This window comes from Arthrobacter sp. 10L424 (assembly GCF_056395325.1).
Genome location: NZ_JBFTJH010000001.1, coordinates 591,850 through 615,845, shown reverse-complemented (window position 1 = coordinate 615,845; position 23,996 = coordinate 591,850). Strand labels below are relative to the sequence as shown.

The 23,996-nt window shown below is 67.5% G+C and carries 19 protein-coding genes and 2 tRNA genes; 9 read left to right on the top strand and 12 right to left on the bottom strand.

Translation table 11 applies throughout. The annotated features are described in order from the left end of the window. The first annotated feature begins 87 nt into the window (after positions 1–87). A complete protein-coding gene (locus tag AC1DC5_RS02890; RefSeq protein WP_476864112.1) occupies positions 88–501 on the top strand; it encodes a hypothetical protein in 414 nt (137 codons plus the stop codon). Positions 502–551: 50 nt separating this feature from the next. Here the strand turns inward: AC1DC5_RS02890 and AC1DC5_RS02885 are convergent, their stop codons facing one another. Together AC1DC5_RS02885 and AC1DC5_RS02880 are read right to left on the bottom strand one after the other, a co-directional pair. Continuing rightward, the gene (locus AC1DC5_RS02885; RefSeq protein ID WP_476864111.1) at positions 552–1,283 is read right to left on the bottom strand and encodes a hypothetical protein; all 732 of its coding nucleotides are present in this window, start codon (positions 1,281–1,283) and stop codon (positions 552–554) included. A gap of 108 nt (positions 1,284–1,391) precedes the next feature. Further along, complete coding sequence (locus tag AC1DC5_RS02880) at positions 1,392–2,294, bottom strand: diacylglycerol/lipid kinase family protein (protein WP_476864110.1); 903 nt, start codon at positions 2,292–2,294, stop codon at positions 1,392–1,394. 125 nt (positions 2,295–2,419) lie between these two features. On the opposite strand from AC1DC5_RS02880, the gene AC1DC5_RS02875 reads away from it, so the two are divergent. The 4 genes from AC1DC5_RS02875 (at position 2,420) to AC1DC5_RS02860 (ending at position 5,593) form a co-directional block, all read left to right on the top strand. Then, positions 2,420–3,376, top strand: coding sequence for a J domain-containing protein (locus tag AC1DC5_RS02875; protein WP_476864109.1), 957 nt, complete (start codon positions 2,420–2,422; stop codon positions 3,374–3,376). Between the two features lie 21 nt (positions 3,377–3,397). Next, on the top strand, positions 3,398–3,865 hold the full coding sequence (locus AC1DC5_RS02870; RefSeq protein WP_441404540.1) for a tRNA (cytidine(34)-2'-O)-methyltransferase: 468 nt from the start codon (positions 3,398–3,400) through the stop codon (positions 3,863–3,865). A 230-nt stretch (positions 3,866–4,095) separates the two neighbouring features. Then, the gene (gene sigK / locus AC1DC5_RS02865; protein WP_441404539.1) at positions 4,096–4,701 is read left to right on the top strand and encodes an ECF RNA polymerase sigma factor SigK; all 606 of its coding nucleotides are present in this window, start codon (positions 4,096–4,098) and stop codon (positions 4,699–4,701) included. Position 4,702: 1 nt separating this feature from the next. Beyond that, positions 4,703–5,593 (top strand): anti-sigma factor, encoded by an 891-nt coding sequence (locus tag AC1DC5_RS02860; protein WP_476864108.1) that lies wholly within the window; start codon positions 4,703–4,705, stop codon positions 5,591–5,593. A gap of 115 nt (positions 5,594–5,708) precedes the next feature. Here AC1DC5_RS02860 and AC1DC5_RS02855 read toward each other — a convergent pair whose 3' ends face one another. The 6 genes from AC1DC5_RS02855 to AC1DC5_RS02830 all read right to left on the bottom strand — a co-directional run bounded on the left by AC1DC5_RS02855 (position 5,709) and on the right by AC1DC5_RS02830 (position 12,227). Further along, entirely contained in the window at positions 5,709–7,103 is a 1,395-nt protein-coding gene (locus AC1DC5_RS02855; RefSeq protein WP_441404701.1) for a GntT/GntP/DsdX family permease, read from the bottom strand. 55 nt (positions 7,104–7,158) lie between these two features. After that, positions 7,159–7,689 carry a gluconokinase gene (locus tag AC1DC5_RS02850; protein ID WP_476864107.1) on the bottom strand — a complete coding sequence of 177 codons (531 nt, stop codon included), beginning with the start codon at positions 7,687–7,689 and terminating at the stop codon, positions 7,159–7,161. 74 nt (positions 7,690–7,763) lie between these two features. Then, positions 7,764–8,543, bottom strand: a complete 780-nt coding sequence (locus AC1DC5_RS02845; protein WP_476864106.1) for a PIG-L deacetylase family protein — start codon at positions 8,541–8,543, stop codon at positions 7,764–7,766. Between the two features lie 4 nt (positions 8,544–8,547). Next, complete coding sequence (locus tag AC1DC5_RS02840; protein ID WP_476864105.1) at positions 8,548–9,501, bottom strand: electron transfer flavoprotein subunit alpha/FixB family protein; 954 nt, start codon at positions 9,499–9,501, stop codon at positions 8,548–8,550. 14 nt (positions 9,502–9,515) lie between these two features. After that, positions 9,516–10,316, bottom strand: a complete 801-nt coding sequence (locus tag AC1DC5_RS02835) for an electron transfer flavoprotein subunit beta/FixA family protein (protein WP_476864165.1) — start codon at positions 10,314–10,316, stop codon at positions 9,516–9,518. Between the two features lie 255 nt (positions 10,317–10,571). Next, entirely contained in the window at positions 10,572–12,227 is a 1,656-nt protein-coding gene (locus AC1DC5_RS02830) for a S1C family serine protease (protein ID WP_476864104.1), read from the bottom strand. Positions 12,228–12,535: 308 nt separating this feature from the next. Between AC1DC5_RS02830 and AC1DC5_RS02825 the strand changes: the two genes are divergently transcribed. The 3 genes from AC1DC5_RS02825 (at position 12,536) to AC1DC5_RS02815 (ending at position 17,098) form a co-directional block, all read left to right on the top strand. Continuing rightward, positions 12,536–14,578, top strand: a complete 2,043-nt coding sequence (locus AC1DC5_RS02825) for a TPM domain-containing protein (RefSeq protein WP_476864103.1) — start codon at positions 12,536–12,538, stop codon at positions 14,576–14,578. A 128-nt stretch (positions 14,579–14,706) separates the two neighbouring features. After that, a complete protein-coding gene (locus tag AC1DC5_RS02820) occupies positions 14,707–15,492 on the top strand; it encodes a PspA/IM30 family protein (protein WP_441404532.1) in 786 nt (261 codons plus the stop codon). 166 nt (positions 15,493–15,658) lie between these two features. Further along, on the top strand, positions 15,659–17,098 hold the full coding sequence (locus AC1DC5_RS02815) for a cryptochrome/photolyase family protein (protein WP_476864102.1): 1,440 nt from the start codon (positions 15,659–15,661) through the stop codon (positions 17,096–17,098). Between the two features lie 271 nt (positions 17,099–17,369). On the opposite strand, the gene AC1DC5_RS02810 is transcribed toward AC1DC5_RS02815, so the two are convergent. From AC1DC5_RS02810 to AC1DC5_RS02795, 4 genes are all read right to left on the bottom strand, one after another. Next, positions 17,370–17,443 (bottom strand) — tRNA-Met (locus AC1DC5_RS02810). A gap of 168 nt (positions 17,444–17,611) precedes the next feature. Further along, positions 17,612–17,685, bottom strand: a tRNA-Met gene (locus AC1DC5_RS02805). A 187-nt stretch (positions 17,686–17,872) separates the two neighbouring features. Next, entirely contained in the window at positions 17,873–20,878 is a 3,006-nt protein-coding gene (locus AC1DC5_RS02800; RefSeq protein ID WP_476864101.1) for a UPF0182 family membrane protein, read from the bottom strand. A gap of 171 nt (positions 20,879–21,049) precedes the next feature. Next, on the bottom strand, positions 21,050–22,198 hold the full coding sequence (locus AC1DC5_RS02795) for a YlbL family protein (RefSeq protein ID WP_476864100.1): 1,149 nt from the start codon (positions 22,196–22,198) through the stop codon (positions 21,050–21,052). Between the two features lie 236 nt (positions 22,199–22,434). Between AC1DC5_RS02795 and AC1DC5_RS02790 the strand changes: the two genes are divergently transcribed. After that, positions 22,435–23,925, top strand: coding sequence for a zinc-dependent metalloprotease (locus tag AC1DC5_RS02790; RefSeq protein WP_476864099.1), 1,491 nt, complete (start codon positions 22,435–22,437; stop codon positions 23,923–23,925). The last annotated feature ends 71 nt before the right edge of the window (positions 23,926–23,996 follow it).

The following is a 23,996-nucleotide window of genomic DNA, read 5'->3' as shown; positions in this document are numbered from 1 at the left end:
AATCAGCCTAACTCTAAAAACAAGATTCATTGCTTAACTACTGGTTACATTCTAAAATCAAATTATCCATTTTTAGAAGGAGTCATGATGAAATCCTCTGCATCCCTTGCCTCGCCCGCCAGGCCCCTTGCCTCGGCTCCCGAGCGCCAGGCCCTCCTGCTGCTGCGGACGGTCTTTACGGTCGCCCCGGTGCTGTTCGGCCTGGACAAGTTCACCAACCTGCTCACCGACTGGACCATGTATTTGGCGCCTGTGGTCACAGATGTTGTGCCGCTGCCGGCGCAGACCATCATGTACGTCGTCGGCGTGGTGGAGATCGCCGCCGGCCTGGCGGTGGCACTGAAGCCGCGGTTCGGTTCGCTGCTCGTGGCGGTCTGGCTCCTCGGAATCATCGTCAACCTCATCATCCTGGGCAATTTTTATGACGTGGCCCTGCGCGACTTCGGCCTGCTGGTCGGGGCGCTGGCCCTGAACCGGCTCTCGCAGCCCAGGCAGGGGTGAACGGTTCCCGGCTGACTTATGCCGACGGCGGTCCCAGCCGGACGGAGGTCTCAGTCGGACGGAGGGACGACGGCGATCCGCGCCTCGGCCTCGGACCGTGCCGCAGCAAGGGTTCCGGCGTCGGGGCAGGAAACGGAGAGATACACCGAGGAGTCCGGCCTGCTGAACAGCCGGGCGTAGATCGCGGTGGCCCTGGCGCCGGACCGTTCGCCGCCCTTGAACACGAGCATCTCGACCGCCGGGGCGGGCCCGCCGGGCTCGCCGCCCCAGCGCAGGGCCGCCGGTTCCAGGTAGGCCGGGAGGATGCTGGCGTCCAGGTACTGGAAGAGGGCCTCCGTGGATGCCCTGTCGTCCCCGTCGACGGCAAGGGCTGATTGGTTGGTCCGCACCTTCGCGGAGACCACACAGCCGTCGTCTTTCACATATTCACTCGCGCCGGCCAGGTTCTCCTTGATGGGCTTCCATCCGGGCGCGTCACGCAGCCCGTCGGACAGCTGGATGGGCGCCCCGGCGGCCAGGTTCCCGCCGGCGGTGAAGGGCATGTCCTTCGCCGCGACGGCGGCCGCGTCGTGGCCGGGCGTGATGGTGGGGGTGGCGAGGGTCGGGGCCGCCGGTGCCGTCTTGGGGGCGGAGGGGTCCGGGATGCCGACGCTGCAGCCCGCAAGCGCCGCCGCCACGGCGCCCGCCAAGAATGCACGGCTCGCGCGGCGGGCCAGGCGGGAACCGCCGCCAGTGCGAGTGACGGCCGTTGCCGCGGCCCCGGATTCCAGCCTGTTTTCCATGCCCCCGCCCCAATGTCGCCATGCCCGTTCGCTTTTCCGTCCGGGCCTCCGCACGATTCTAGACTCCCGCCACGGCGAGGCCCGTCCCCTGCGCCCCGCGGCGACGGGCTACGCCAGGACGCGAACCGCCCCGGGAACCACCTCGATGGTGAGGGGCAAGGGACCGATCCGTTCCCCGTCGGCGTAGGCCACCACGTTGTCCGCCGACAGCTCGACCTTGCGGACCCGTCGGATGTGCACTGCCGGATGGCCGAGGTGGCCGCCGGAAAAGACCTTTGGAAAGACCTTCAGCAGGCCTGTCCGGGAGAGCCGGCTGACAATGAAAAGGTCCAGGAAGCCGTCGTCGAGCACGGCGTCGGGCGTGATCTTCATACCGCCGCCGATCGACTGGCCGTTGGCGACGGAAATGAGCATCGCGCCCTGCTGCCAGGTCGCGCCGTCGGCCGTCACGGTGTAGTCGATGGCCCCGAACGAGGCGAGTTCGCGGAGCATGGCCAAGTGGTAGCGCGCCTTGCCGCGGGGCCACCGCCAGGCGTTGGCCCGTTCGTTGACGGCCGCGTCGAACCCGGCGGACACCACCCCGGCGAACCACCGGGATGCCCCTCCGGAAGAGGCACGTCCGGCGTCGATCAGCCGCCCGCCGGAGTCCAGAGCCGCGAGCACCTTCGCGCAGGCGGCGGGGATGTCGTGGACCGGCACGCCGAGCGCCCGCGCCATATCGTTCCCCGTCCCGGTCGGGACTATCCCGAGCGGGACCGTCCCGAAGGGCATGCCCGATCCGGCGAGCGCATTGACGCCGAGGTGGACCATTCCGTCACCGCCCACCACAACGAGGGCGTCCACGCCTGAGGCCAGCGCCTTGTCCACCGACGCTGCCAGCGCGGCGTAGTTGTCCTCGCAGAGGAGCAGAACGTCGGCCCCGGCCGCCTCGAAATGAGCGGCCGCCTCGGTGCCGGCGTGCAGCCCGCGGCCAAAGGACGCACGCGGGTTGACGGCAAGGGCGATAAGCATGCGCTGAATTATGCCAGCCGCCGGGAACCTTCCGTGCCGGTGCGCGCGTTCTTCCCCTAGCCGGTTAAACTGGCCAGGCCGGACGTCCAGGCTGTGCTGGCACCATCGAGGCAAAGGATTCTTGCTTGACGCAGGGCAACAGCTCGCATTACCAGGTCCTCCGGATCCCCGTGACGGCGACGGACAAGGAAATCAAGGTGGCCTACCGCAAGGCCGCCCGCACCGCGCACCCGGACCACGGCGGCGACCCGGCTGCCTTCCGGCGCGTCACCCTCGCCTATGAGACGCTGATCGACGCCAAGAGCCGGGCCGACTACGACCGTTCCTACGGCGGCGGCCGCGGCGCCTTCGCATCCCCGCCTGCCGACGAGGGGGCCCACTTTGATGCCCCGGCTGCCGGCAGCCGCGCGTCAGCAAATGTCCGGCGTCCCAACACCCCCCGGAACACGGCCTCCGACGCGCCGGTCTACGTCCCGTCCTTCGAGCAGTACGCCGGGACCGGCGAGGTGCCGTTGATCCCGAAGGACCTGGCCGTACAGCAGGTCCACGGGCTGCCCCGCAAGCGGGGCATCTTCGGGGCTGAGGCAAGGATCCAGCGGGAAATGCGGACGGTGCAGCTCATCAGCCGGCAGGTCCTCCCCGCCATCCCGGCCGCCCGGCTCATCAACGGGCTGCAGTCCCCGGCGGACAACAGCCACATCGACCATGTGGTGCTCTCCGGCTACCGCATGGCGGTCATCGGCTCCATGCTGCTGCCGCCCGGCGCCTACGCCTGGAACGGCGCCGCCCTGACCCACGGCGGTCGGTCCATCGCCCCGCCCCAGCTGGCCCACGTGGTGCGCCGGATGCAGGACATCTTTCCGGAACTCAACGTCACCGGCTGGACCGTGGTCCACAGCACCGACGGAAACCTGCACGAACCGGTAATCGACCGGCACCGCCGTTCCGGCACCCACGAGACCGTCCAGGTGGTCAACGCCGCCGGGCTGGCGCGCGGCCTCAAGCAGTTCCTCAGTTCTGGCCCGGCCCCCAACACCGTCATCGTTCCCGTGCTTGCCCGGCTGCTGCGCGGGATGCACTAGCAGGCTCGCTAGGATGGGACAGTGTTCCGCATCCTCTTCCACACCCCAGAAATTCCCGGCAATACGGGCAACGCGATCCGGCTGGCCGCCATCACCGGCGCCGAGTTGCACCTCGTCGAGCCCCTGGGCTTCGATTTCTCCGACGCGAAGCTGCGGCGGGCCGGCCTCGACTACCACGACCTCGCCGTCGTGACTGTCCACCGGGACATCGACGCGGCCTGGGCGGCCCTCGCACCGGACCGCGTCTTCGCCTTCACCTCCGACGGAGAGGCGTCCTACACGGACATCAGCTACCGTCCCGGTGACGTGCTCATGTTCGGCCGGGAATCCGTGGGCCTGCCCGAGGACCTCAAACACGATCCCCATGTCACGTCCCGTGTCCGCCTGCCGATGCTGCCCTCATTGCGTTCGCTGAACCTCGCGAATGCAGCCTCGATCGCCGTCTACGAGGCCTGGCGTCAGAACGGATTCGACGGCGCCAAGCTCTAGCCTCCGCAAATTCGTCCCGCGTTACGCCCATCCGGGTCCCGCGCTGCCCCGAATCACCTATGAAGCCCAGTGAGCCAACGGGAGCCGGGGGCGGGGAAGGGAGCGAGGAGCGGCAGGTGACAACATTGCAGGTAGACAGGCGTACAGACCGTCGGTTCGCGGGCGGCCACGCCCCCCGAAGAGACCATCCTGACCCGCGATCGCCGGCAGGCACCTTATGCTTGAAGGTGATGGAAACTCCCAACGCCCCGAATCCCGAGGCCACCGCTCCCCCGGGCACTTCAGCCGATGTAAACCGGAGGCTCGGCGCATTGCTGGAACAGATTGCCCGCGGTGACCAGGCAGCCTTCGCAGAGTTCTATGAACTCACGTCCCGGCGCGTCTTCGGCATGGCCCGGCGGGTCCTGATCGACGTGGAACTCAGCGAGGACACCACCCAGGAGGTCTTCCTCCAGGTCTGGCAGAACGCCGCCAAGTTCAATCCCGAGGCGGGGAGCCCGCTCGCCTGGCTGATGACCATCTCGCACCGCAGGGCCGTGGACAAGGTCCGTTCCTCCCAGTCGTCCACCGACCGGGAAGCAAAATACGGCGCCAGCAGCCAGGACATCGACCACGATTCCGTCTCGGATGAGGTCGGCAGCCGGCTTGAGGCCGAGGCTGTGGTCCGTTGCCTGGAGACGCTGACCGATACACAACAGGAGTCCGTGCGGCTTGCCTACTACGGCGGCCTCACCTACCGGGAAGTCGCAGAGAAGCTCAATGCTGCGGTGCCCACCATCAAGTCCCGCATCCGCGACGGACTAATCCGGCTGAAGACCTGTCTGGGGGTGAGTTGAGATGACTGACATGAACGCACACAACAACGGCCGCGTCCCCGCCGGCTTTGCAGCCGAGATCGCCACTGACCTTTCCTCGGGCCGCGCGGCTGACCTCGCCGAGCTGTACGCCCTGAACGCCGTGGACGGCGCCGAGCGTGCCGCCATCGAGGAGTACCTCGCCTCGGCTCCGGCGGCCGAACGCGCCGCCTTCGACGAGCGCGTCCGGCAGGCCCGCGAGACGCTTGCCACCACCTTCACGGCCGAGGAAGAGCCGCCTTCGGGCCTGCTGGACCGGATCATGGCTTCCCTGCCCGCCCAGGACACGGCAGCTGTGGCAGGCATGCACGCGGGACAGGAGCCGACGGCGGCCCCGCCGGTCGTGGCCCGGCCTGTCCGGGAGACGACGGAGCTCTCCGTCACCGACGAACTCGGTGCCGCCCGCAAGCGCCGGGACGAACGACGCCGGCCGCAGGGCATGCGCAACTGGCTCGTCGGCATCGCTGCCGCAGCCATCATCGCCCTGGGCGGAGTCGGCGTCGGCGCCTACGTTGCGAACCAGAATGATCCGCTGAACCAGGTGCTGCAGGCCGGCGACGTGCGGCAGGCGACGGTCGACGTCACCGGCGGCGGCACGGCCACCGTGTCCGTCTCGCCGTCGAAGGACGCAATCGTCGTCAAGATGAACGACGTCCCGGCGCCTCCGCCCGGCAAGGTCTACCAGATGTGGCTGATCCCCAAGGACGGCTCGGCTCCGGTGTCCCAGGGGCTCATGGACGCGGAAGCGCTGTCCAAGCCGGCCGTCGTCAAGGGCATCAGCTCTGCGGCAGCCCTGGGCATCACGGTGGAACCGACGGGCGGCTCGGCCTCGCCGACCATGCCCACCGTGGCGGCTGCCACCCTGGGCGCGTAGCGTCCGGATACGGCACACCTACCGCCGTACACAAAGCCGCGCAGGCCTTGAACCCTCCAAAGGTTCAAGGCCTGCGCGGCTTTTGTCGTTGCTGAATGACGGGCCGATGACCCGGCTAGATGATCATCGAGAGGAGCATCACGAGGCCGAAGCTGACTACGGAAATTAGCGTCTCCATGACGGACCAGGTCTTGAAGGTCTGGCCGACCGTGAGCCCGAAAAGTTCCTTCACCAGCCAGAATCCGGCGTCGTTCACGTGCGAGAAGAACAGTGAGCCGGCGCCTATCGCCAGTGCCAGCAGCGCGGCGTGCGTCGGCGTGAGCGAGCTTGCCAGCGGCGCCACAATGCCGGCCGCTGTCACGGTCGCGACGGTGGCCGAGCCTGTCGCCAGGCGTAGGGCAACGGCCACAATGAACCCGAGCACCAGAACGGACATGTTCGTCCCCTCTGCCCAGGCCTTCACGGAGTCGCCCACGCCGGCGCCAATCAGCGTCTGCTTGAAGCCGCCGCCGGCACCGACGATGAGGAGGATCCCGGCGATCGGGCCGAGGCTGGCAGCAATCTTGCTCGTGATCTTGCCTCCGTTGAGGCCCACGGCGTAGCCAAAGGTCACCATGGCGAGCAGGACCGCCAAAGTCATCGCGACGAGCGGCTGCCCGACGAAGTCAAAGAAGGTCCGGATGGCCGGCGCAGTCTTGGGGTCGGGCCAGATGATGTCCATGACCGCCTTGAGCAGCATGAGGACCACCGGGAAGAGGATGGTCAATAGCGTGACGAGGAAGCTCGGCGGGCGTTTGACGCCCTCCATGTCCGCTCCGTGCACGGTATCAACGCCGCCGGCGACGGCGGGGGCGCCCACAGGCACCCACCGGGCCGCCAGGCGGGAGAACAGAGGGCCGCAGATGATCACCGTAGGGATGGCAACGATGATGCCGAGGGCCAGGGTGGTGCCCAGTTCAGCCTTAACGGCGCTGATGGCGATCAGGGGTCCCGGGTGCGGTGGCACCAGTCCGTGCAGCACGGACAGGCCGGCCAGGGCCGGGATGGCGATGCGCATCAGCGGCATTTTGGAACGCTGCGTGACCAGCACGATCACCGGCAGCAGCAGGACGAGCCCGATTTCGAAAAACATCGGCAGACCGATGATCACGGCGACGAGCGTAATGGACCAGACCAGCTTGTTTCCGGTGGCCTTGGCCAGCAGGGTGTCGACCACCCGGTTGGCGCCGCCGGAGTCAGCCAGCAGCTTGCCCAGCATCGCGCCGAGCGCTACCAGCAGGCCAACTTCCTTCAGGACACCGCCTACACCGTCCTCAAAGTTGGCAATCACCTTCGCGGGTTCGACGCCAGCGGCGAGGCCGACGAACCCTGACCCCAGAATTAGGGCCAGGAAGGGGTGGAACTTGAATTTGGCGATCAGCACGACGAGGAGGACGATGCCCAGGCCCGCGATGAGCAGTAGTTGGGTGTTGACGCCGGTCCCGGCCTCAACGGCAGCCGGAAGCTGCATTGCTATCAGTGATTTCACAAAAATTTCCTTGGTGACGGCAGAACGCGGGAGAGGCTCAGGGCCTGGCGTCCGCGCCGTCGAGGTGGAGCCGGTCGATGATCTCCTGCGCTTCCTCCGAGGGCGCCGAGCTGACGCTCAGCGTGATGGAGTTTTCCTCAGGCGTGGGGGCTTCGAGCGCCTCGAACTGCGATTCAAGCAGGGCTGCGGGCATAAAGTGCCCGTGCCGGGTCGCCAGCCGGTCCGAGATCCGGTCCCTGCTGCCGTCGAGGAAGACGAACACCACGCCTTCGCCGCGCAGGACATCCCGGTAGCGCTTCTTGAGCGCCGAGCAGGTGACGATGCCGGGGGTGCCGGTCTCGGTGTGCTGCCGGATCCATCCGGCGATGCTTTCCAGCCAGGGCCAGCGGTCCTCGTCGGTCAGGGGCTGGCCGGCGTGCATCTTCGCCACATTCGATGCGGGGTGCAGATCGTCGCCCTCCGCAAAGTCCCAGCCCAGCCGGCCGGCCAGCAGGCCGGCCACGGTTGACTTTCCGGATCCCGAGACGCCCATGATGACGAGTACGGGGTGCTGCGCAGTCTTCACCATTAAAGTCTGCCTTCCTCAATAAATATGATTTAAACAGATTCCAGCTTATGGGAGAAGGGCCGCAGGGGGCAACACTAGAAGCCGGCGATCGTCCCGGCGCCGTTGACTGCCACGACGTGGAACGCCTCGGCACTGCGGCCGGCCGGGAGCCCGCCGCGCTCTGCGGTGCGGACCATCAACCCGCGGACGGTGCGGTCCATGGCCTCGATGTCGGGGTGCTGGCTGACATGGATGTGGATCGCGGCGAGTTTGGCCTCGACATGGTCGGTGACGTCGACGACGTGGTTTTCGCGTTCTTCCGGTCCGGCGAAAAGCCACAGCCACGGCAGCTTGTAGGCCTCCAGCCCGGCTTCGGCCAGCTCCGGGTACGCAAACGGGTTCTCCAGGGCCGGGTACACGGCCCGGGTCACCGCCTCGCCCACGGCGAGGTGGTCAGGATGGCTCTTCTGGAGCCGGTTCCAGTTCCGTTCGGGGTGCATCGAGAGCACGACGTCGGGCCGGAGCTGCCGGATCAGGCGCACCACTTCACGGATCACGTCGTGCGAGGGCTCGAGGTAGCCGTCGCGCTCGTGCAGGTAGTGGATGTCGGTCACCCCGACGAGGGCCGCGGCGCGGCGCTGCTCCTCGTTCCGCAGCCGGACGATCTCGTCACGCTGCGCGGGGTCGAAGCCGCCGGCGTCGCCGTCGGTCATGATGCAATAGCTGACCTCGACGCCGGCGGCGGTCCAGGCGGCGATCGTGCCGGCGGCGCCGAAGTCGACGTCGTCCGGGTGGGCAGTGAAACAAAGCACCCGCCCGATCCGGTGGCGCTCCGGATCGAACGGGCTTTGCGCCTGTGTGGCGAAGGTGTTCAAGGACTCAGCCCCTGCGCTTCTTGATTTCTTCGGTGGCCTGCGGCAGGACCTGGAAGAGGTCCCCCACGATGCCGAAGTCGGCGATCTCAAAGACCGGTGACTCGGCATCCTTGTTGACGGCAACGATCACCTTGGCGGTCTGCATGCCGGCTTTCTGCTGGATGGCCCCCGAGATGCCTGCGGAGACGTACAGCTGGGGCGACACCGTCTTTCCAGTCTGGCCGATCTGGGCGTCGTGGCCGATCCAGCCGGCGTCCGTTGCGGCGCGCGAGGCGCCGATGGCCGCACCGAGGGCGTCGGCCAGGTCCTCGACGGGCCCGAAGTTGCCGTCCACGCCGCGGCCGCCGGCCACCACGATCCGGGCCTCGGAGAGGTCGGGGCGGCCGCTCACGGCCTTCTCGGTGCGGGAGGTGATCCGTGCCGAAGCCGCTGCGGCAGTCGCCGGCACCTCGACGGTGACCGTTGCCGGCGCGGTGCCGGTGACGGCGGGCTCCGGAGTGACGCTGTTGGATTTGACGGTCAGGACCGCGACCGGAGTCGTGGCCTTCGCCGTGGTGGTGTAGGAACCGGCCAGCACGGACTTGTGCGCCGTTCCGTCCGTGTCCACGGCAACGACGTCGGTGATGACGCCGGCGCCGAGCTTGATGCCCAGCCGCGCCGCGATCTCCTTGGCCTCCGCCGAGTTCTCGGTCAGGACGATCGTGGCATCCGCGGTCAGCACCGCGGCGGCAAGATAGGACGCCTTGGGACCCACGAGGTAGTCGTCGAGGTCCGCCGAGGAGGGCCGGTACAGCGCTTGGACGCCGTACGCGGCCAGGGTGGCCGCGACGTCGTCGTGCAGGTCGCCGGTGAACGCGACCGCAGGCTCACCCAGGGAACGGGCAATGGTGAGCAGCTCCAGGCTGGCCTTCTTCAGGGCCTGGCCGGGGGTGTCAATGAATACCAGTACTTTTGCCATGTCTGAGAATCCCCTTAGAGCAGCTTCTGGGCGGCCAGGAAGTCAACCAGCTTGATGCCGGCGTCGCCCTCGTCGGTGATGATGGTGCCCGCGGTGCGCGCCGGGCGCGCCTCTGCGGAGTCGACGGCGGTCCAGGAGCCGGCCCGTCCGACCTGCGCGGAGTCGACGCCGATATCGGCGAGTGCCAGCGTGGTGATGGTTTTCTTCTTCGCCGCCATGATGCCCTTGAAGTTCGGGTACCGGGGGTCGTTGATCTGGTCTGTGACCGAGACGAGGGCAGGCAGCGTCGCCTCGACGGTATCGGCGTGGGTGTCGCCGTCGCGGCGGGCGGTGAGCCGGGCGCCGTCGAGCTCCAGCGAAGACGCGAACGTGACCTGCGGCAGGTCCAGGCGCTCGGCGAGCTGGGCCGGCACCAGAGAGGTCTCGCCGTCGGTGGAGGCCATGCCGGTGATGATGAGGTCGGCGGGGGTGTCCGCGCCGAGGTGGCGGATGGCTGCGGCCAGGGCCAGGGACGTGGCGGCGGCGTCGGATCCGGCCAGTGCGTCGTCGGTGAGGTGGACGCCTTCGCTGGCGCCAATCTGCAGGGACTTCTTCACGGCGTTGACCGCGCCGGCGGGACCCATGCTCAGGGCGATGACTTTGTTGCCTGCGGCCTCCCCGCCGCGGGCCTCGATCAGCTGGAGTGCAGCCTCGAGGGCGTACTCGTCCAGTTCGGAGAGGATGCTCTCGGAGCGGTCCGTCGTGTTACCCTCGCCGGTGAGGTGCCGGTCGAACTGAGTGTCAGGGACGTGCTTGACCAGCACGATGATCTTCAAGGTCTCTTCCACTGTGTTTACAGCAGCCTTCCATGCGGGTGGACAGCCAGCCGGGAGGGGTCGTGGCCACGGAGTTCCGGGTGTGCCGGGTTTCTCCTAGCTAACCATATCGGGGGCGGCCGGCGCGGCTTGGGTTAACGCCTGTGTCAGCGCACAACGGGGCACGGCATAACGCAGTACGCCGAAGGCCGGACCGCTCCTTTTGGAGCGGCCCGGCCTTCGGATTTGTGCGCTGTGCGCTGCTGCTGATGCCTGTTACTGTTCGGCGGCAGTGCCGAGGGTCACATCAAGCTGCTGCTCCTTGCCGCCGCGGAGGACGGTGACCTTTACCGTGGCTCCGGCGGGCTGCTCCCGCACGGCTGCCGTCAGCTGGTTCGGGTCGCTGATGGTGAGGTCCTGGAACTTCGTCACGACATCTCCGACCTTGACGCCGGCCTTCTCTGCGGCGGAGCCGGGCTCGACCGTGGCGACCTCTGCCCCGACGGAGAACCCGGAACCCGAGGAACTCGCGGTCTTCTGCTTCACGCTCACGCCGAACTGGCCGTGGGTGGCCTTGCCGGTGCTGATGATCTCCTGGGCGACGCGTTTGGCGTGGTTGATCGGGATGCTGAAGCCGACGCCGATGTTGCCGCTGCTTGAAGAGTCGCCGCCGGCCGACGCGATGGCGACGTTCACGCCGATAATCTCGCCCTTGGTGTTGACGAGGGCGCCGCCGGAGTTGCCGGGGTTGATGGCCGCGTCCGTCTGGATCACGTTGATGGAGATGCTTCCCTGGTTGGCGGTGCTCTGGCCCTGCCCGCCGTCCGGCGGTGCGAACTGGAAGCCCTGGCCGCCGCCGCCCTGTGAGTTGTCCTCGCCTTGCTTGGGAGCTGCCGAGGAGGCAACGCTGATGGTGCGGTTCAGGGTCGACACGATGCCGTCCGTGACGGTCCCGGTGAGGCCGAGGGGCGAACCGATGGCGACAGCGGTGTCACCGACGTTCAGCTTGCCGGAATCGCCCAGGACTGCCGGGACGAGCCCGGAGCCGTTCTGGATCTTGACTACCGCGAGGTCCGACAGCGGATCCGTGCCGACGATCTCGGCGCTGTAGACCTTGCCGTCACTCATGCGTACTTCGATCGCGGCGTTGGCCGCCGTGCCGTCGAGGGTGACGACGTGGGTGTTGGTAAGGACGTGGCCTTCACCGTCAAGGATGATGCCGGAGCCGGTGCCGCCCTCGCTGCCGTTCGTTGCCTTGATGGTCACGACGCTGGGCGTGGCCTTCAGGGCAGCGGCGGTGATGGCGTTCACGTCTTCCCTGTTGTTCACGATGACGGGGCCGGCCTGGCTGCTGTTGCTCGACCCCGTGGACGTGACAGCCTGATCCCCCAGCAGTTGCGTGGTCCCGGCGACGACGCCGCCGCCGACGAGGCCGGCGGCAAGAATGCTGGCGACGAGGGTGGGAACACCGAACGCGGCTTTGCGCTTCGGGGCGTGGGCCGGGTTGGAGGCGTAGGGGGAACCGGGCTGGTTGCCGCCAAAGCCGCCGTGCTGCGGCTGGCCGAAGGAACCCAGGTTGTGCTGGGCGTTCGCGTACTGGCCCTGCGGCTGCTGGGACTGCCCGAAGGCGGAGCTCCCGGCTGCCTGGCCGTAGCCGGGGGTGTGCTGCGGGTTCGGCTGGCCCTGCTGGGCGGGACCCGGCGGTGCACCGAACTGCTGGGTTTCCGGTGCCGGGGGCCGGCCGTAAGACGGCTGGTGCTGCGGGTAAACCGGCTGCGGGGGGTTGTCCGCGGCACGGTCCATCCGGAGGGTCGGATTCTCGGGCGCTGAGTCCGGCGCGGGGGCAGCCTGCGGGTGCCCTGAAGGCCCCTCGTTCGGCGTGGCCGGCTCCCGGTTCTCTGGTGAAGCGCCCTGCGCTGGGTTCTCAGTCATAAGACTTCCTTTCATCCTCGTCTTCATTAACTATGGACGATTTCACTGAGACTAGGGCACACGTTTGCTGGGAGGTTGCTGTGCATCCGGACGGGGCCACTTCCGGTGCCTTCCCGACGGCGCCGTCGGCCGTTCAGCGCTTTTCGCTGGTGGCATATTCCCGCCGGTGGACGGTCCATTGGGTGCACCATAGAATCAAATGGAATCGCCACAGCGACCTGCGGCTTTACATCTGCGTGGGGGCGCTGCTGCATTCTGTGACGACCGGTTCGGCCCGAACTGGTCGCAGAAGTGCTGAAGGGTTGCACATGCGGTCTACCTATAAACGTTTCCTCGCCGTTCTTGGCGTCGTCGGACTGCTGGCGCTTCCTGCCGCTCCGGCCCTCGCCGAAGATCCGGTGACACTCGACCCCGTAACGAAGGTCGTGGACTCCGCCGGAGTCCTGGGCGACCGGACGGGCGAAGTCGAACAGGCCATCAAGCAGCTCGGCACCGACCACGCGATGACCTACCACGTCGTCTATGTGAAGAAGTTCGAAAACCCCACCGACCGATTTGAGTGGGCTAAAGCGGTGGCGGACAAGGCGAGCCTCGGTGCCAACGCCATGCTGCTGACGGTTGCCACGGATACGAGACAGTACCTGTTGAGCAAGCCCGCCAACAGCAAGATCACGGACGCCCAGCGCGACACCATCGTGAAAAGTGCAGTCGACCCGAACCTCCGCGAAGGGAACTATGCGCAGGCCGCCATCGACAGCGCCGCGGCAATCGGCGACGCCGCCGGCGGCGGCAAGGGCACCGTCCCGTCCGAGGGCGGCGCGGGCAGCGCCGTGCTGGTCGGCGTCGGCGTCGTTGCAGCGGGCGGCGCAGGCGCCTACCTCTACCTCCGCAACCGGCGGAAGAAAGCCGCAGCCGGGTCGGGAGCCGGCGCCGGAGCGCAGGGCGCCGAGCTGGATCCGCTCGCCGGACTCACCGTCGAGGAATTGCGCCGCAAGAGCGGCTCACTGCTGATCGAGGCCGACGACGCCATCAAATCCAGCGAGCAGGAGCTTGGCTTCGCGCAGGCACAGTACGGCGACGCCGCCGTCGGGAACTTCACGAAGGCTTTGGAGGACGCCAAGGGCCACATGTCCGAGTCCTTCAAGCTGCAGCAGCAGCTGGATGACCACATCCCCGATACCGAGGAGCAGCAGCGGACCTGGCTCGGCGAGATCATCCGCCGTTCCGAGGCGGCCCTCGGCTCCCTCCAGGAGCAGAAGGCGGACTTCGATTCACTCCGCGAGCTCGAGAAGAACGCCCCGCAGGCCCTTGCCGCGGTCAGCGCCGGTGCCAGCGAGGCCGAAGCCAAGATCGCCAGCGCCGAGCAGTCGCTCGCCGAGCTGCGCGCCAAGTATGCCGAGAGCGCGCTTGTGCAGGTCGGCGACAACATTAACCAGGCCAAGGAACGGCTGGCCTTCGTGCAGAACGCCTCCGTCACGGCCCAGGAGAAGCTCAGCGCCGGCGAAGGCAGCCTCGCCGCCGTCGCCGTACGGGCGGCCGAAGAGAGCCTGCACCAGACGAACGTGCTGATCGGCGCAATCACCAAGGTCGCAGGCAACCTCGATGAGGCCCGCAACGGCCTTGAGTCCGCCGTCGTCGACACCTCGCAGGACCTGGCCCAGGCCAAGGCCCTCATCCAGTCCGGAGCGCACCCGGAACTTGCCGGTCCCGTCGCCGCGGTGGAGGCATCGCTGGCACGGGTCAAGGCCGACATCCAGGCCGGCAAGATCGATCCGATCGCTACTTTGGAACGGGTCGAGACGGCGCACCAGTCCCTGGACGAGGCCCTGTCCGGCATCCGCGACCAGCAGGACCAGGCCCGCCGCGCGCAGGCCTCGCTGCAGCAGAGCATCATGTCTGCGCAGGCGCAGATCAGCGCGACCTCGGACTACATCACCGCCCGCCGCGGCGGCGTGGGCACCGAAGCCCGGACCCGCCTGGCCGAGGCCCAGCGGAACCTGGACTACGCACTGTCGATCTCGCGCACCGACCCTGTCACCGCCCTGCAGTACGCCCAGCAGGCGCACGCGCTGGCGGCGCAGGCAGCGCAGCTGGCCCAGTCCGACGTCGACCATTTCGGGGGCTACGCCAACCAGGGCTACGGCCGTGGCGGGATGTTCGGCGGCGGAGGTGGCGGCGGCCTGGGTGGCGCCATCCTGGGCGGCATCCTGATCAACTCCATCCTGCATGGCGGCGGTGGTGGCGGCGGCGGCGGCTGGGGCGGCGGCGGCGATTCCGGCGGCGGCTGGGGCGGCGGCGGTGACGCCGGCGGCGGCTGGGGCGGAGACTTCGGCGGCGGCGGCGACTTCTAGCAAGCCGCCACCGGCCGCAGACACAGACTAGGCGCCAGGGGGAACGCTCCGAACGGCGGATAGAAGCAATACGTACATAGTTCACCGAATTCAGTGGGAACCCACTGAGCAGGACGAAAGGTATCACCATGAAGCAGTCCATTTTCGGCCGCATGGCGCAGCTGGCGAAGGCCAACATCAACTCCCTGCTGGACCAGGCCGAGGACCCGCAGAAAATGCTGGACCAGATGGTCCGGGACTACACCAACAACATCGCCGAAGCCGAGGCCGCAGTGGCCCAGACCATCGGCAACCTGCGCATGCTCCAGGATGATTACAACGAAGACATCCGGAACTCCAAGGACTGGGGCAACAAGGCCCTCGCAGCCTCCCGCAAGGCCGACGAGTACCGCGCCAAGGGTGACATCACCGACGCCGAGAAGTTCGACAACCTGGCCAAGGTGGCGCTGCAGCGCCAGATGTCCGCGGAGAACGAGGCGAAGTCCGCCGAGCCGAGCATCGCCTCGCAGTCCGAGGTCGTGGACAAGCTCAAGCACGGCCTGGACCAGATGAAGGGCAAGCTCAACGAGCTCACCAGCAAGCGCAACGAGCTGGTGGCGCGGTCCAAGACCGCGGCTGCCCAGTCCCAGGTGCACGATGCCCTCAAGAGCATCGACTTCATGGATCCCACGTCCGAGGTGGGCCGCTTCGAAGAGAAGATCCGCCGCGAGGAGGCCAAGGTCCGCGGCCAGCAGGAACTTGCCGCGTCCAGCCTGGACGCACAGTTCAACTCGCTGGAGGACCTCGGCGAGCAGACAGAGATCGAGGCGCGGCTTGCCGCGCTGAAGTCCGGCGGCTCCCCCGCCGCCATCGGCGCCGGCGAGGGCCGGGCAGCCGGCTCGACGGTCGACGAAGCCGACTTCGACAAGCTCTAAGCACTCCCCCGGCGGGCTTCCGCCGGGCTGTGGGCGCCGGATAACTGCTGAGGCCGGGCCCGGGACCGTCGGTAGACGGTCACCGGGCCCGGCCTCTGCTGTGTCCTGCCGGGCAGCCGGTCTCCTGCCGTCCCGGGCACGGCGGTTGCGCGTGTACCGTTGATCCATGTCTTCGGGATCCCTGTCTTCGACCCTTGTCTGGCTCCGCGACGATCTCCGGCTGGACGACAACCCTGCCCTGAGCGAGGCGGCCACACTGGGCCAGCCGCTGACCGTGGTGTACATCCTCGACGAGTCCTCCCCCGGTGTGCGTCCCCTCGGCGGCGCCACGAAATGGTGGCTGCACCACTCCCTGGCGGACCTCGCCGCCGGCCTGGAGGCCGCAGGATCACGCCTGCTGCTGCGCCGTGGCGAGGCTGCGGGCATCATCCGTGAGCTCGCCATGGAAACCGGGGCCTCGACGCTGCTGTGGAACCGCCGCTACGGGGGGCCTGAACGCGAGGTGGACGCCGGCGTCAAAACCTGGGCCGCTGACCAGGGCCTCACTGCTTCCAGCTTCCAGGCGAACCTGATGTTTGAGCCGTGGACGGTGCGGACCGGGGCGGGCGGGCCGTACAAGGTCTTCACGCCCTTCTGGCGGGCCTGCCTGGATGCCCCGGAGCCCCGGCTCCCCCTGGACGTCCCGGAGCGCCTCCCGGCGCCTGCTGCGGACGCGGACGGTGGACTCCCCGCCGGCGACGACCTCGACAGCTGGGGGCTGCTCCCCCGCACGCCGGACTGGAGTGCAGGCCTCGCGGACACCTGGCAGCCCGGGGAAGCCGGGGCCCACGAACGGCTTGAGGACTTCCTCGACGGCCCGGCGGAGGACTACGGCAACGGACGGGACACCCCGGGCGTCGAAGGGACCAGCCGGCTCTCCCCCCATCTGCGGTTCGGCGAAATCAGCCCGTTCCGGATCTGGCACACACTGCGCGAACGCTTCGGGCCCGCGGCGCCGGCCGACGTCGGGATCTTCCGGTCCGAACTCGGCTGGCGGGAATTCTGCTGGCAGCTGCTGTACGAGAACCCGGAGCTGGCCACCCGCAACTACCGGCCCGAGTTTGACCGCTTCGCCTGGCAGACGCCGTCGGACGCCGAACTCGGGGCCTGGCAGCAGGGCCGCACCGGCTATCCCCTGGTCGACGCCGGCATGCGGCAGCTCTGGCAGACCGGCTGGATGCACAACCGGGTCCGGATGGCCGCCGCGAGTTTCCTGGTCAAGAACCTCCTGGCCGACTGGCGGCTCGGCGAGGCCTGGTTCTGGGACACGCTGGTGGACGCCGACGCCGCGAGCAACCCCGCGAACTGGCAGTGGGTGGCCGGGTCCGGCGCCGACGCCTCGCCCTACTTCCGGATTTTCAATCCCGTCACCCAGAGCAAGAAGTTCGACGCCGGCGCCCGTTACCTGCGCGAGTTCCTCCCGGAGCTGTCCGGGCTGGACGACAAGGCGATCCACGAGCCGTGGAAGGCCAACGGTGCGGCAGCCGGCTACCCGGACCCGGTGGTCGGGCTGCCGGAGTCCCGCGCCCGGGCGCTGGAGACGTACCAGCGGCTCAAGGACGCCTGAGGCGCTCTCCGCCTGACCGGCCGCAGCTACTGCCGCTCGCCGTCGGGGGCGCCTTTGGACACGATTTCCTGCCCTGAGGTCGGCCTCCGCGGCGTGTCCGTGTCAAAGTGCCCCCGGACCGCAGCGGGCGAGACCGGCGGCGCCCGGGGCCGGCGGCGCCAGGGGCCGGCGGCGCAGGGTCCCGGCAGGACTCAGGCGACAGGACTCAGGCAAACCGGGACAACAAGAAAGGCCCGGATCAGCAGATCCGGGCCTTTCTTTTCTTCTTCAGTTGCGGGGACAGGATTTGAACCTGTGACCTCTGGGTTATGAGCCCAGCGAGCTACCGAACTGCTCCACCCCGCGTCGCTTGATCAACACTACCCTACTTTTGGCGCCGTCCGAGCCACCGCCTGATCCGTCGCCCGGGCGACCGCCATGCCGTCGCCCGAACTGCCCCCTGCCGGCCTAAACTGCCGGCTTAAAGCAGAAGGTCCGGGACACTGTTTCCAGTGTTCCGGACCTTCTTTTCAGTTGCGGGGACAGGATTTGAACCTGTGACCTCTGGGTTATGAGCCCAGCGAGCTACCGAACTGCTCCACCCCGCGTCGCAAGATCAACTCTACCTGCCGGTGAACATGAGGCCAAATCGAGGTGGCGTGATGTGCGTCTCCCGGCGCCGCGCCGTGCAGCCGTCGGCTGCGACACAGTACGGTCCGGGAATGCCGAAGGCCGGGTTCCCGCCCCCAGAGGAGCGCGGACCCGGCCTTCAACCGTGTGTCCTTTAGCTGTGCATCAGCTGCTGGGCGTCGGGGCCGGGGTGGGCGCCGGCGTCGTGGCATCCGGTACCGGAGCGGGAGCCGGTGCCGCCGCCGCGATCTTGGCTTCGGCGTCAATGGCCCGCTGCAGGGCCGCCGAGAGCTTCCGCTGCTCCTCGCCGTAGGCGGCGAAGTCGCCCTTCGCGAGGGCCTCCTGGCCCGCCTTGATGGCGGCGTTCGCCTCGTCCAGGGCTGCCTTGAGCTCCGCCTTGGCGTCGGTGCTGCCCGGTGCGGACGGGGTGCCGCCCGGCGCTGGCGCGGCGGGCGTCCTTCCGTTGTTGGCCGAGTCGCCGGCGCTCGCTCCCGACGCACCGCCGAACAACTGGTTCAGGGCCTCATCCAGGGTGGGCGCGAAACCGATCTTGTCACCAAATGCCACCAGGACGCGCTGCAGCGTGGGGTACGAGGTTTCACCCGTGGACCGCAGGTAGACCGGCTGGACGTACGCCATGCCGCCGCCAACCGGCAGTGTCAGCAGGTTGCCGTTGAGCACTGCCGACGCACCCTGGCGCAGCAGGTTCAACGCCTGCGAGACCGTGGGGTCGGAGTTGAACTTGTTCTGCGCCTGGCCGGGGCCGGGGACGTTGGTCTCCGGCGGGATCTGCAGGAGCCTGAGCTGGCCGTAGCTCTCTGCCTTTACGCCCTTCTCCTTGCCGGCATCGGAGTCGGCGGCCAGGAAGCCGTAGAGCACGTTGCGGGCGTTTCCGTTGACCACCTGCGGAATGAAGGAGGAGGTCAGCTGGAAGGCCGGCTTGTCCTGGTCAGGCATTTTCAAGGACATGTAGTACGGGGGCTGCTTTACGTCGCTCTGTACGGTCGGATCGTTCGGCACGCTCCAGGCGTCGTTGTTCGTGTAGAAGTTGTCCGCCTGGGTCACGTGATAGCGGCCCAGGAGTTCCCGCTGGACCTTGAACAGATCCTCCGGGTAGCGGACGTGGCTCATAAGCGCCCCGGACATTTCCGAGAACGGCTTGAGCGAGGTCGGGAAGATGTTCTGCCACGCCTTCAGCACCGGGTCCTGATCGTCCCAGGCATACAGGGTCACCTTTCCGTCGTAGGCGTCCACAGTGGCCTTGACCGAGTTGCGGATGTAGTTGACGGAGGTGTTCGGCAGGGAGGCTGTCCGCCCCGCAGTGGTCTGCGAGTCAGCCGTGGCCTCGGACAGCTGCTCCTGCTGGGAGTACGGGTAGTACTGGCTGGTGGTGTAGCCGTCCACGATCCACTTCACCCGGCCGTCGACGACGGCGGGGTAGGCGTTGCCGTCCACGGTGAGGTACGGGGCAACCTTTTCGACGCGTTCCCGGGGGTTTCGGTCGTAAAGGATCTGCGACTCGGCGTTCACACCGTCGGAGAGCAGCAGGTCCGAGGACTGGAACTTGATCGAGTAGAGAACCTTGTTGAAGAAGCTGCCCACGTTCGGGCCGCCGTCGCCGGTGAAGGTGTACTGCGTTTCGCCCCCGCCTTCCTTGGCGGCGGGCCGGTCCTGCTCGCGGTTCGGGGCACCATCGGGGGCGCCGACGATTGAGTAGTCGGGCGAGTCTTCGCCGAAGTAGACCCGCGGCTGGTAGGTCGAATCATCGCCGAGAACGCCTGTGGACGGGATTCCGGACTGCAGGAACTCGGGCTTGCCGTCGACGGTGAACTTGTTGCCCTTGGCGGCGACGACGCCGTAGCCGTGGGTGTAGACAACGTGGCGGTTCAACCAGGACTGCTGGTTGGCGCTCAGGCCGTCGGGGTTGAGCTCGCGGACCGCAATGACCGTGTCCTGGATCTTCCCGTCAATCTCGTAGCGGTCCACGTTCAGTGCGCTGGGGAACTGGTAGTAGGGGCGGTACTGCTCGAGCTGGGAGAACGCGTCTGAGATCAGGTTGGGGTCAAGCAGGCGGATGTTGGCCGTGGTCTGCGCGTCAGGGGCCAGGGCGCCCGTGGTGGCGTTGGTGGTGGCGTTATACACCGTCTCCTGGACCTTATCCAGACCGTAGGCCGAGCGGGTCATGCTGATGTTCCGCTCGATGTACTGCTTCTCGAGCGTCTGCTCCGAGGGGCGGACCTGGAACTGCTGGATCACCCAGGGGTAGACGCCGCCGGCCAGGATGGAGGTGATGACCAGCATGGCGGTGCCGATGACAGGGAGCCGCCACTTGCCGATCACTGCGGCAACGACGAACAGCACGGCGACGAGGATCGCGGCCACGGCCAGGATGGATTTAGTGGGAATGACGGCGTTGACGTCTGTGTACAGCGCACCGGCCCAGCGGCCGCCGCTGTTCTGGACGGATGCGTAGCGGTCCAGCCAGAAGTTGGCGCCCAGCAGGAGCAGGAAGGCGGCACCGGTGACGGCGAGATGGATCTGCGCCGCACGGCTGGTGAAGATGCCGCGTTCCATGATCCGGATGCTGCCGTAGAGGTAGTGCGTCAGGATGCCGGCGACGCCGGCGACGATGGTGACGCTGATCAGGAAACCGGTGACGAAGCCCAGGAACGGCAGGGTCATCAGGTAGAAGCTGATGTCGAGCCCGAACTGCGGATCGTTTTGGTTGAAAGGTTCCTGATTCAGGAACAAGAGCACCCTCTGCCATTGACTGGCGGCGGCGCTTCCGGCGAACAGTCCGAAGAGGATGGGCAGGCCGATCATAACGACGCGTCGGACCGGTTCAAGCTGGACCTGGTAGCGGTTCAGGTTGTCGCGGATGTCCGAGTCCGGTGCGTACACCGGGCGCGCATGGTAGGCGATGCGGATGGCGAAGAAGACGGCGGCGAACATGATGGCGAAGCCGGCCAGGAAGATGGCGATGCGTGCCAGGTTCTCGGTCAGGAAAACTTCGAAGTAGCCCAGCTGCTGGTACCAGAGGACGTCCGTCCAGACATTGGCGAAGAAAATGAAGCCGACCACGATCAAGGCCACCACAATCAACGTCGGCGTCAATGCGCCTCGTCGTTGCTGGGGTCTTCCGGGCGGGACAGTGCTGGCGGGACGGGACAAACTCGGTACCTCATAGCTGGTCGTCAGTTACTGGTTTTTAGTTATCAGTGCGGTGCTTCGACGCGGCAACCCAGGTTGCCGCGCCGTGCCTGCCGCCGGCACCGCCCGTAAGGGGCGGCGGAGCCGTCATATGTGCCACGAGTGGCAGCGGTTCTTAGTTCCGCGGCCAGTCTAGTTGGTGGAGCAAATCGGAAGACCGGATGTGTCGGCCCCTGACGCGGCCAGTTCGACCGCCTTCCGCGCTTCGGCCAGGGTCTCGACCCGAACCACCTGCAGTCCGTCCGGGATATGGCCGACGACGTCGTCGCAGTTTGCGGCCGGTGCCAGGAACAGCGTGGCGCCGCCGGACCGCGCGCCGTGCATTTTTTGGCTGATGCCGCCGATGGGCCCAACGGCTCCGTCGGGGGTGATGGTGCCGGTTCCCGCGATGTGCTTGCCGCCGGTCATATCGCCGGGAGTAACGGTGTCCACAATGCCCAGGGCGAACATCATCCCGGCGCTGGGACCGCCGACCTTGTCGAGGGAAATCTTGACGTCGAAGGGGAACTTGAACTGGTACTGCAGCATGACGCCGAGGATGAACCGCCCGGCGGGGGTCTTCGACGGCGTGATGTTTGCCGTCACATTGCTGCCGCCACGGTCGACGACGACGTCCACCGGGGCGCCGTTTCCGGCGGCCAGTTCGGCCTGGACGACGCTCAGCGCGGTGGCCGGTTTGCCGTTGATGGACACCAGCACGTCGTTTTCCTGGAGCTTGCCGGCGGAGGCGGACCCCTCAGGGATACCCGCGACCTGCATTTTCTGCTCGAACGGAATGCCCAGTTCCTTGAGGGCGGCAGCTACGGCGTTCTCCTGCGAGGTGGTCATCGCCACAGCGCTCTCCTGCTGTGACTGTTCCTTCGTGACCCCGGTGGGGAAAACGAGTTCTTCCGGGTAGACGGCCTTGGAGCCATTGAGCCAGGCCGACAGCGCTTCCACGACGGTCACCGGACCGTTGGGACCGCCGTCGACGTAGACGGTGGTGAGGTCCAGGTTGCCTTTCGCCGGGAACGACTCATGGCCGGTGACATTGATGACCGGTTTGCCGTTGTCACTGCCGAGAGTGTTAAACGTCGGGCCGGGTGATTCCACGACGTAGGGGACGGGCAGGCTCACCGCGGTGATACCCAGCGCCAGTGCGAGCAGCCCCGACACCAGCATGGCTGATGAGCGCTTGTCCGGCTTCCCCGCGGAACGTGGTCCGGAGAGGAGCGATCGTCTGCCCCGGGACTGGCCGGCGGCCGGCTCGCTGGCGGGCTGCCCGCCCTGCGTAATTGTCAATGAAGGACCTCTCCGTGCCGGCGCCCGGGGACCCTGCGGATCCCCTGGTCAGCGCACCGCGTCCGCAGCCTGGGCCGCGGCTGCCGCCTGCAAATATTCCAGTGTCTAACACTACGCGCTCGGCTGCCTGCCGGGCTCTTTGCCGACAGCGAACGTGGCGGGGTTTCAGCAGACAGCCCGCTGGCAGCGGGGTACCGTGAACGTGAGAAGCAGCCACACCGACGATCGGCGGGATCATGACCTCCAACCCACTTAATCCGTCCAATGGCGACGAGGAACCCCAGGATCCGCTGGCAGAAATGTTGAAGAACCTGATGGGCGGCCAGGGCATGGGGAACATTGACCCTGCGGAACTGGCGAAGGCCGCGGGGCTTCCGGACGACCCGAACCTCCTCGCCCAGATGTTCTCCCAGGTTCAGGCCATGATGAGCGCCCCGTCGGATGGCCCCGTCAACTGGCAACTGGCGCACGAGAACGCCCGGCGCGTAGCCGCCAGCGGCTCCGACCCGTCTGTCACGGCGCAGCAGTCGCGGGAAGTGGATGAGGCCCTGAGGCTGGCCGAACTGTGGCTTGACCAGGTCACCGGGCTGCCTGCCACCGGGCTGATCGGCCGGGCCTGGTCCCGGGCCGAGTGGGTTGAAGAAACGCTCGGCACCTGGAAACGCCTGACCGAGCCGGTAGCCAACAGCATCGCGAATGCGCTGTCCGCCGCCATGACCGAGCAGATGCCGGAGGAAATGAAGTCCATGATGGGCGGCGCCTCCTCAATGCTGCAGAACATGGGCGGGGCGATCTTCGGCATGCAGCTGGGCCAGGCCATCGGCGCCCTGTCGGCAGAAGTTGTCAGCTCCACGGATATCGGGGTGCCGCTCGCCGACCTCGAAATGGCATTGCTGCCCTCCAACGTGGCCAAATTCGGCGAAGGCCTCAGCCTGCCGGAGAACGACATCCGGCTGTTCCTCGCAGTCCGTGAAGCAGCCCACGCCCGGCTCTTCGTCCAGGTTCCCTGGTTGCGGGGGCACCTCCTCGGCGCGATCGAAGCATACGCCCGCGGCATCCACATCGATACGTCCAAGATCGAGGAACTCGCCCGCGAACTGGATCCGGGCAACCCGGAGGGCATCCAGGAGGCCCTGTCGCAGGGCGTCTTTATGCCGCAGCGCACCCCCGCGCAGGAGCAGGCCCTCGAGAAGCTCGAGACTGCCCTTGCCCTGGTGGAAGGCTGGGTTGATGAACTGAGCTGGGCCGCCACCGAAAAGATGCTGCCCTCGGCTGCCGCGCTGCGCGAGACGGTTCGGCGCCGCCGCGCCACCGGAGGACCGGCCGAACACGCCTTCTCCTCCCTCGTGGGACTGGAGCTGCGGCCGCGCCGGCTCCGGGAGGCCGCCGCGCTGTGGGCCTCGCTCAAGGACGAACGCGGTGTAGACGGCCGCGACGCCATCTGGCACCACCCGGACCTGTTGCCCACCGCCGAAGACCTGGAAGACCCGAAGGGTTTCAGCGAACGCCGGAAGCTTGCCGAGGCCAGCGACTCCGAGGTTGACGACGCGCTGCAGAAGCTGCTGAGCGGCGGATTCGACGAGCCCGAGGACGCGGGTCAGTCCATAGAAGGCACCGAAGACACCGATGGCGCAGGGGAATCAGGGAAACCCGGTGACGCCGGTGAAGAGTCCGGCGAGGCCGGAACCGGCGACGCTGCCGGCAACGGCGAGAACCCCAAGCCCTAGCTGAATACCCGGTGGCCCCGGCCGGAACTTCGGTTTCTGCCGGGGCTTTTGCGTGCCGCCGGCAACCGGTC

Excerpts from the sequence above, each read along its gene's own strand:
- AC1DC5_RS02880 (WP_476864110.1), bottom strand. The coding sequence starts at position 2,294 with ATGCTTATCGCCCTTGCCGTCAACCCGCGTGCGTCCTTTGGCCGCGGG.
- AC1DC5_RS02820 (WP_441404532.1), top strand. The coding sequence starts at position 14,707 with ATGAAGCAGTCCATTTTCGGCCGCATGGCGCAGCTGGCGAAGGCCAAC.
- AC1DC5_RS02790 (WP_476864099.1), top strand. The coding sequence starts at position 22,435 with ATGACCTCCAACCCACTTAATCCGTCCAATGGCGACGAGGAACCCCAG.
- AC1DC5_RS02885 (WP_476864111.1), bottom strand. The coding sequence starts at position 1,283 with ATGGAAAACAGGCTGGAATCCGGGGCCGCGGCAACGGCCGTCACTCGC.
- AC1DC5_RS02850 (WP_476864107.1), bottom strand. The coding sequence starts at position 7,689 with ATGGTGAAGACTGCGCAGCACCCCGTACTCGTCATCATGGGCGTCTCG.
- AC1DC5_RS02815 (WP_476864102.1), top strand. The coding sequence starts at position 15,659 with ATGTCTTCGGGATCCCTGTCTTCGACCCTTGTCTGGCTCCGCGACGAT.
- AC1DC5_RS02855 (WP_441404701.1), bottom strand. The coding sequence starts at position 7,103 with ATGCAGCTTCCGGCTGCCGTTGAGGCCGGGACCGGCGTCAACACCCAA.
- sigK (WP_441404539.1), top strand. The coding sequence starts at position 4,096 with ATGGAAACTCCCAACGCCCCGAATCCCGAGGCCACCGCTCCCCCGGGC.
- AC1DC5_RS02860 (WP_476864108.1), top strand. The coding sequence starts at position 4,703 with ATGACTGACATGAACGCACACAACAACGGCCGCGTCCCCGCCGGCTTT.
- AC1DC5_RS02830 (WP_476864104.1), bottom strand. The coding sequence starts at position 12,227 with ATGACTGAGAACCCAGCGCAGGGCGCTTCACCAGAGAACCGGGAGCCG.
- AC1DC5_RS02825 (WP_476864103.1), top strand. The coding sequence starts at position 12,536 with ATGCGGTCTACCTATAAACGTTTCCTCGCCGTTCTTGGCGTCGTCGGA.
- AC1DC5_RS02890 (WP_476864112.1), top strand. The coding sequence starts at position 88 with ATGAAATCCTCTGCATCCCTTGCCTCGCCCGCCAGGCCCCTTGCCTCG.
- AC1DC5_RS02840 (WP_476864105.1), bottom strand. The coding sequence starts at position 9,501 with ATGGCAAAAGTACTGGTATTCATTGACACCCCCGGCCAGGCCCTGAAG.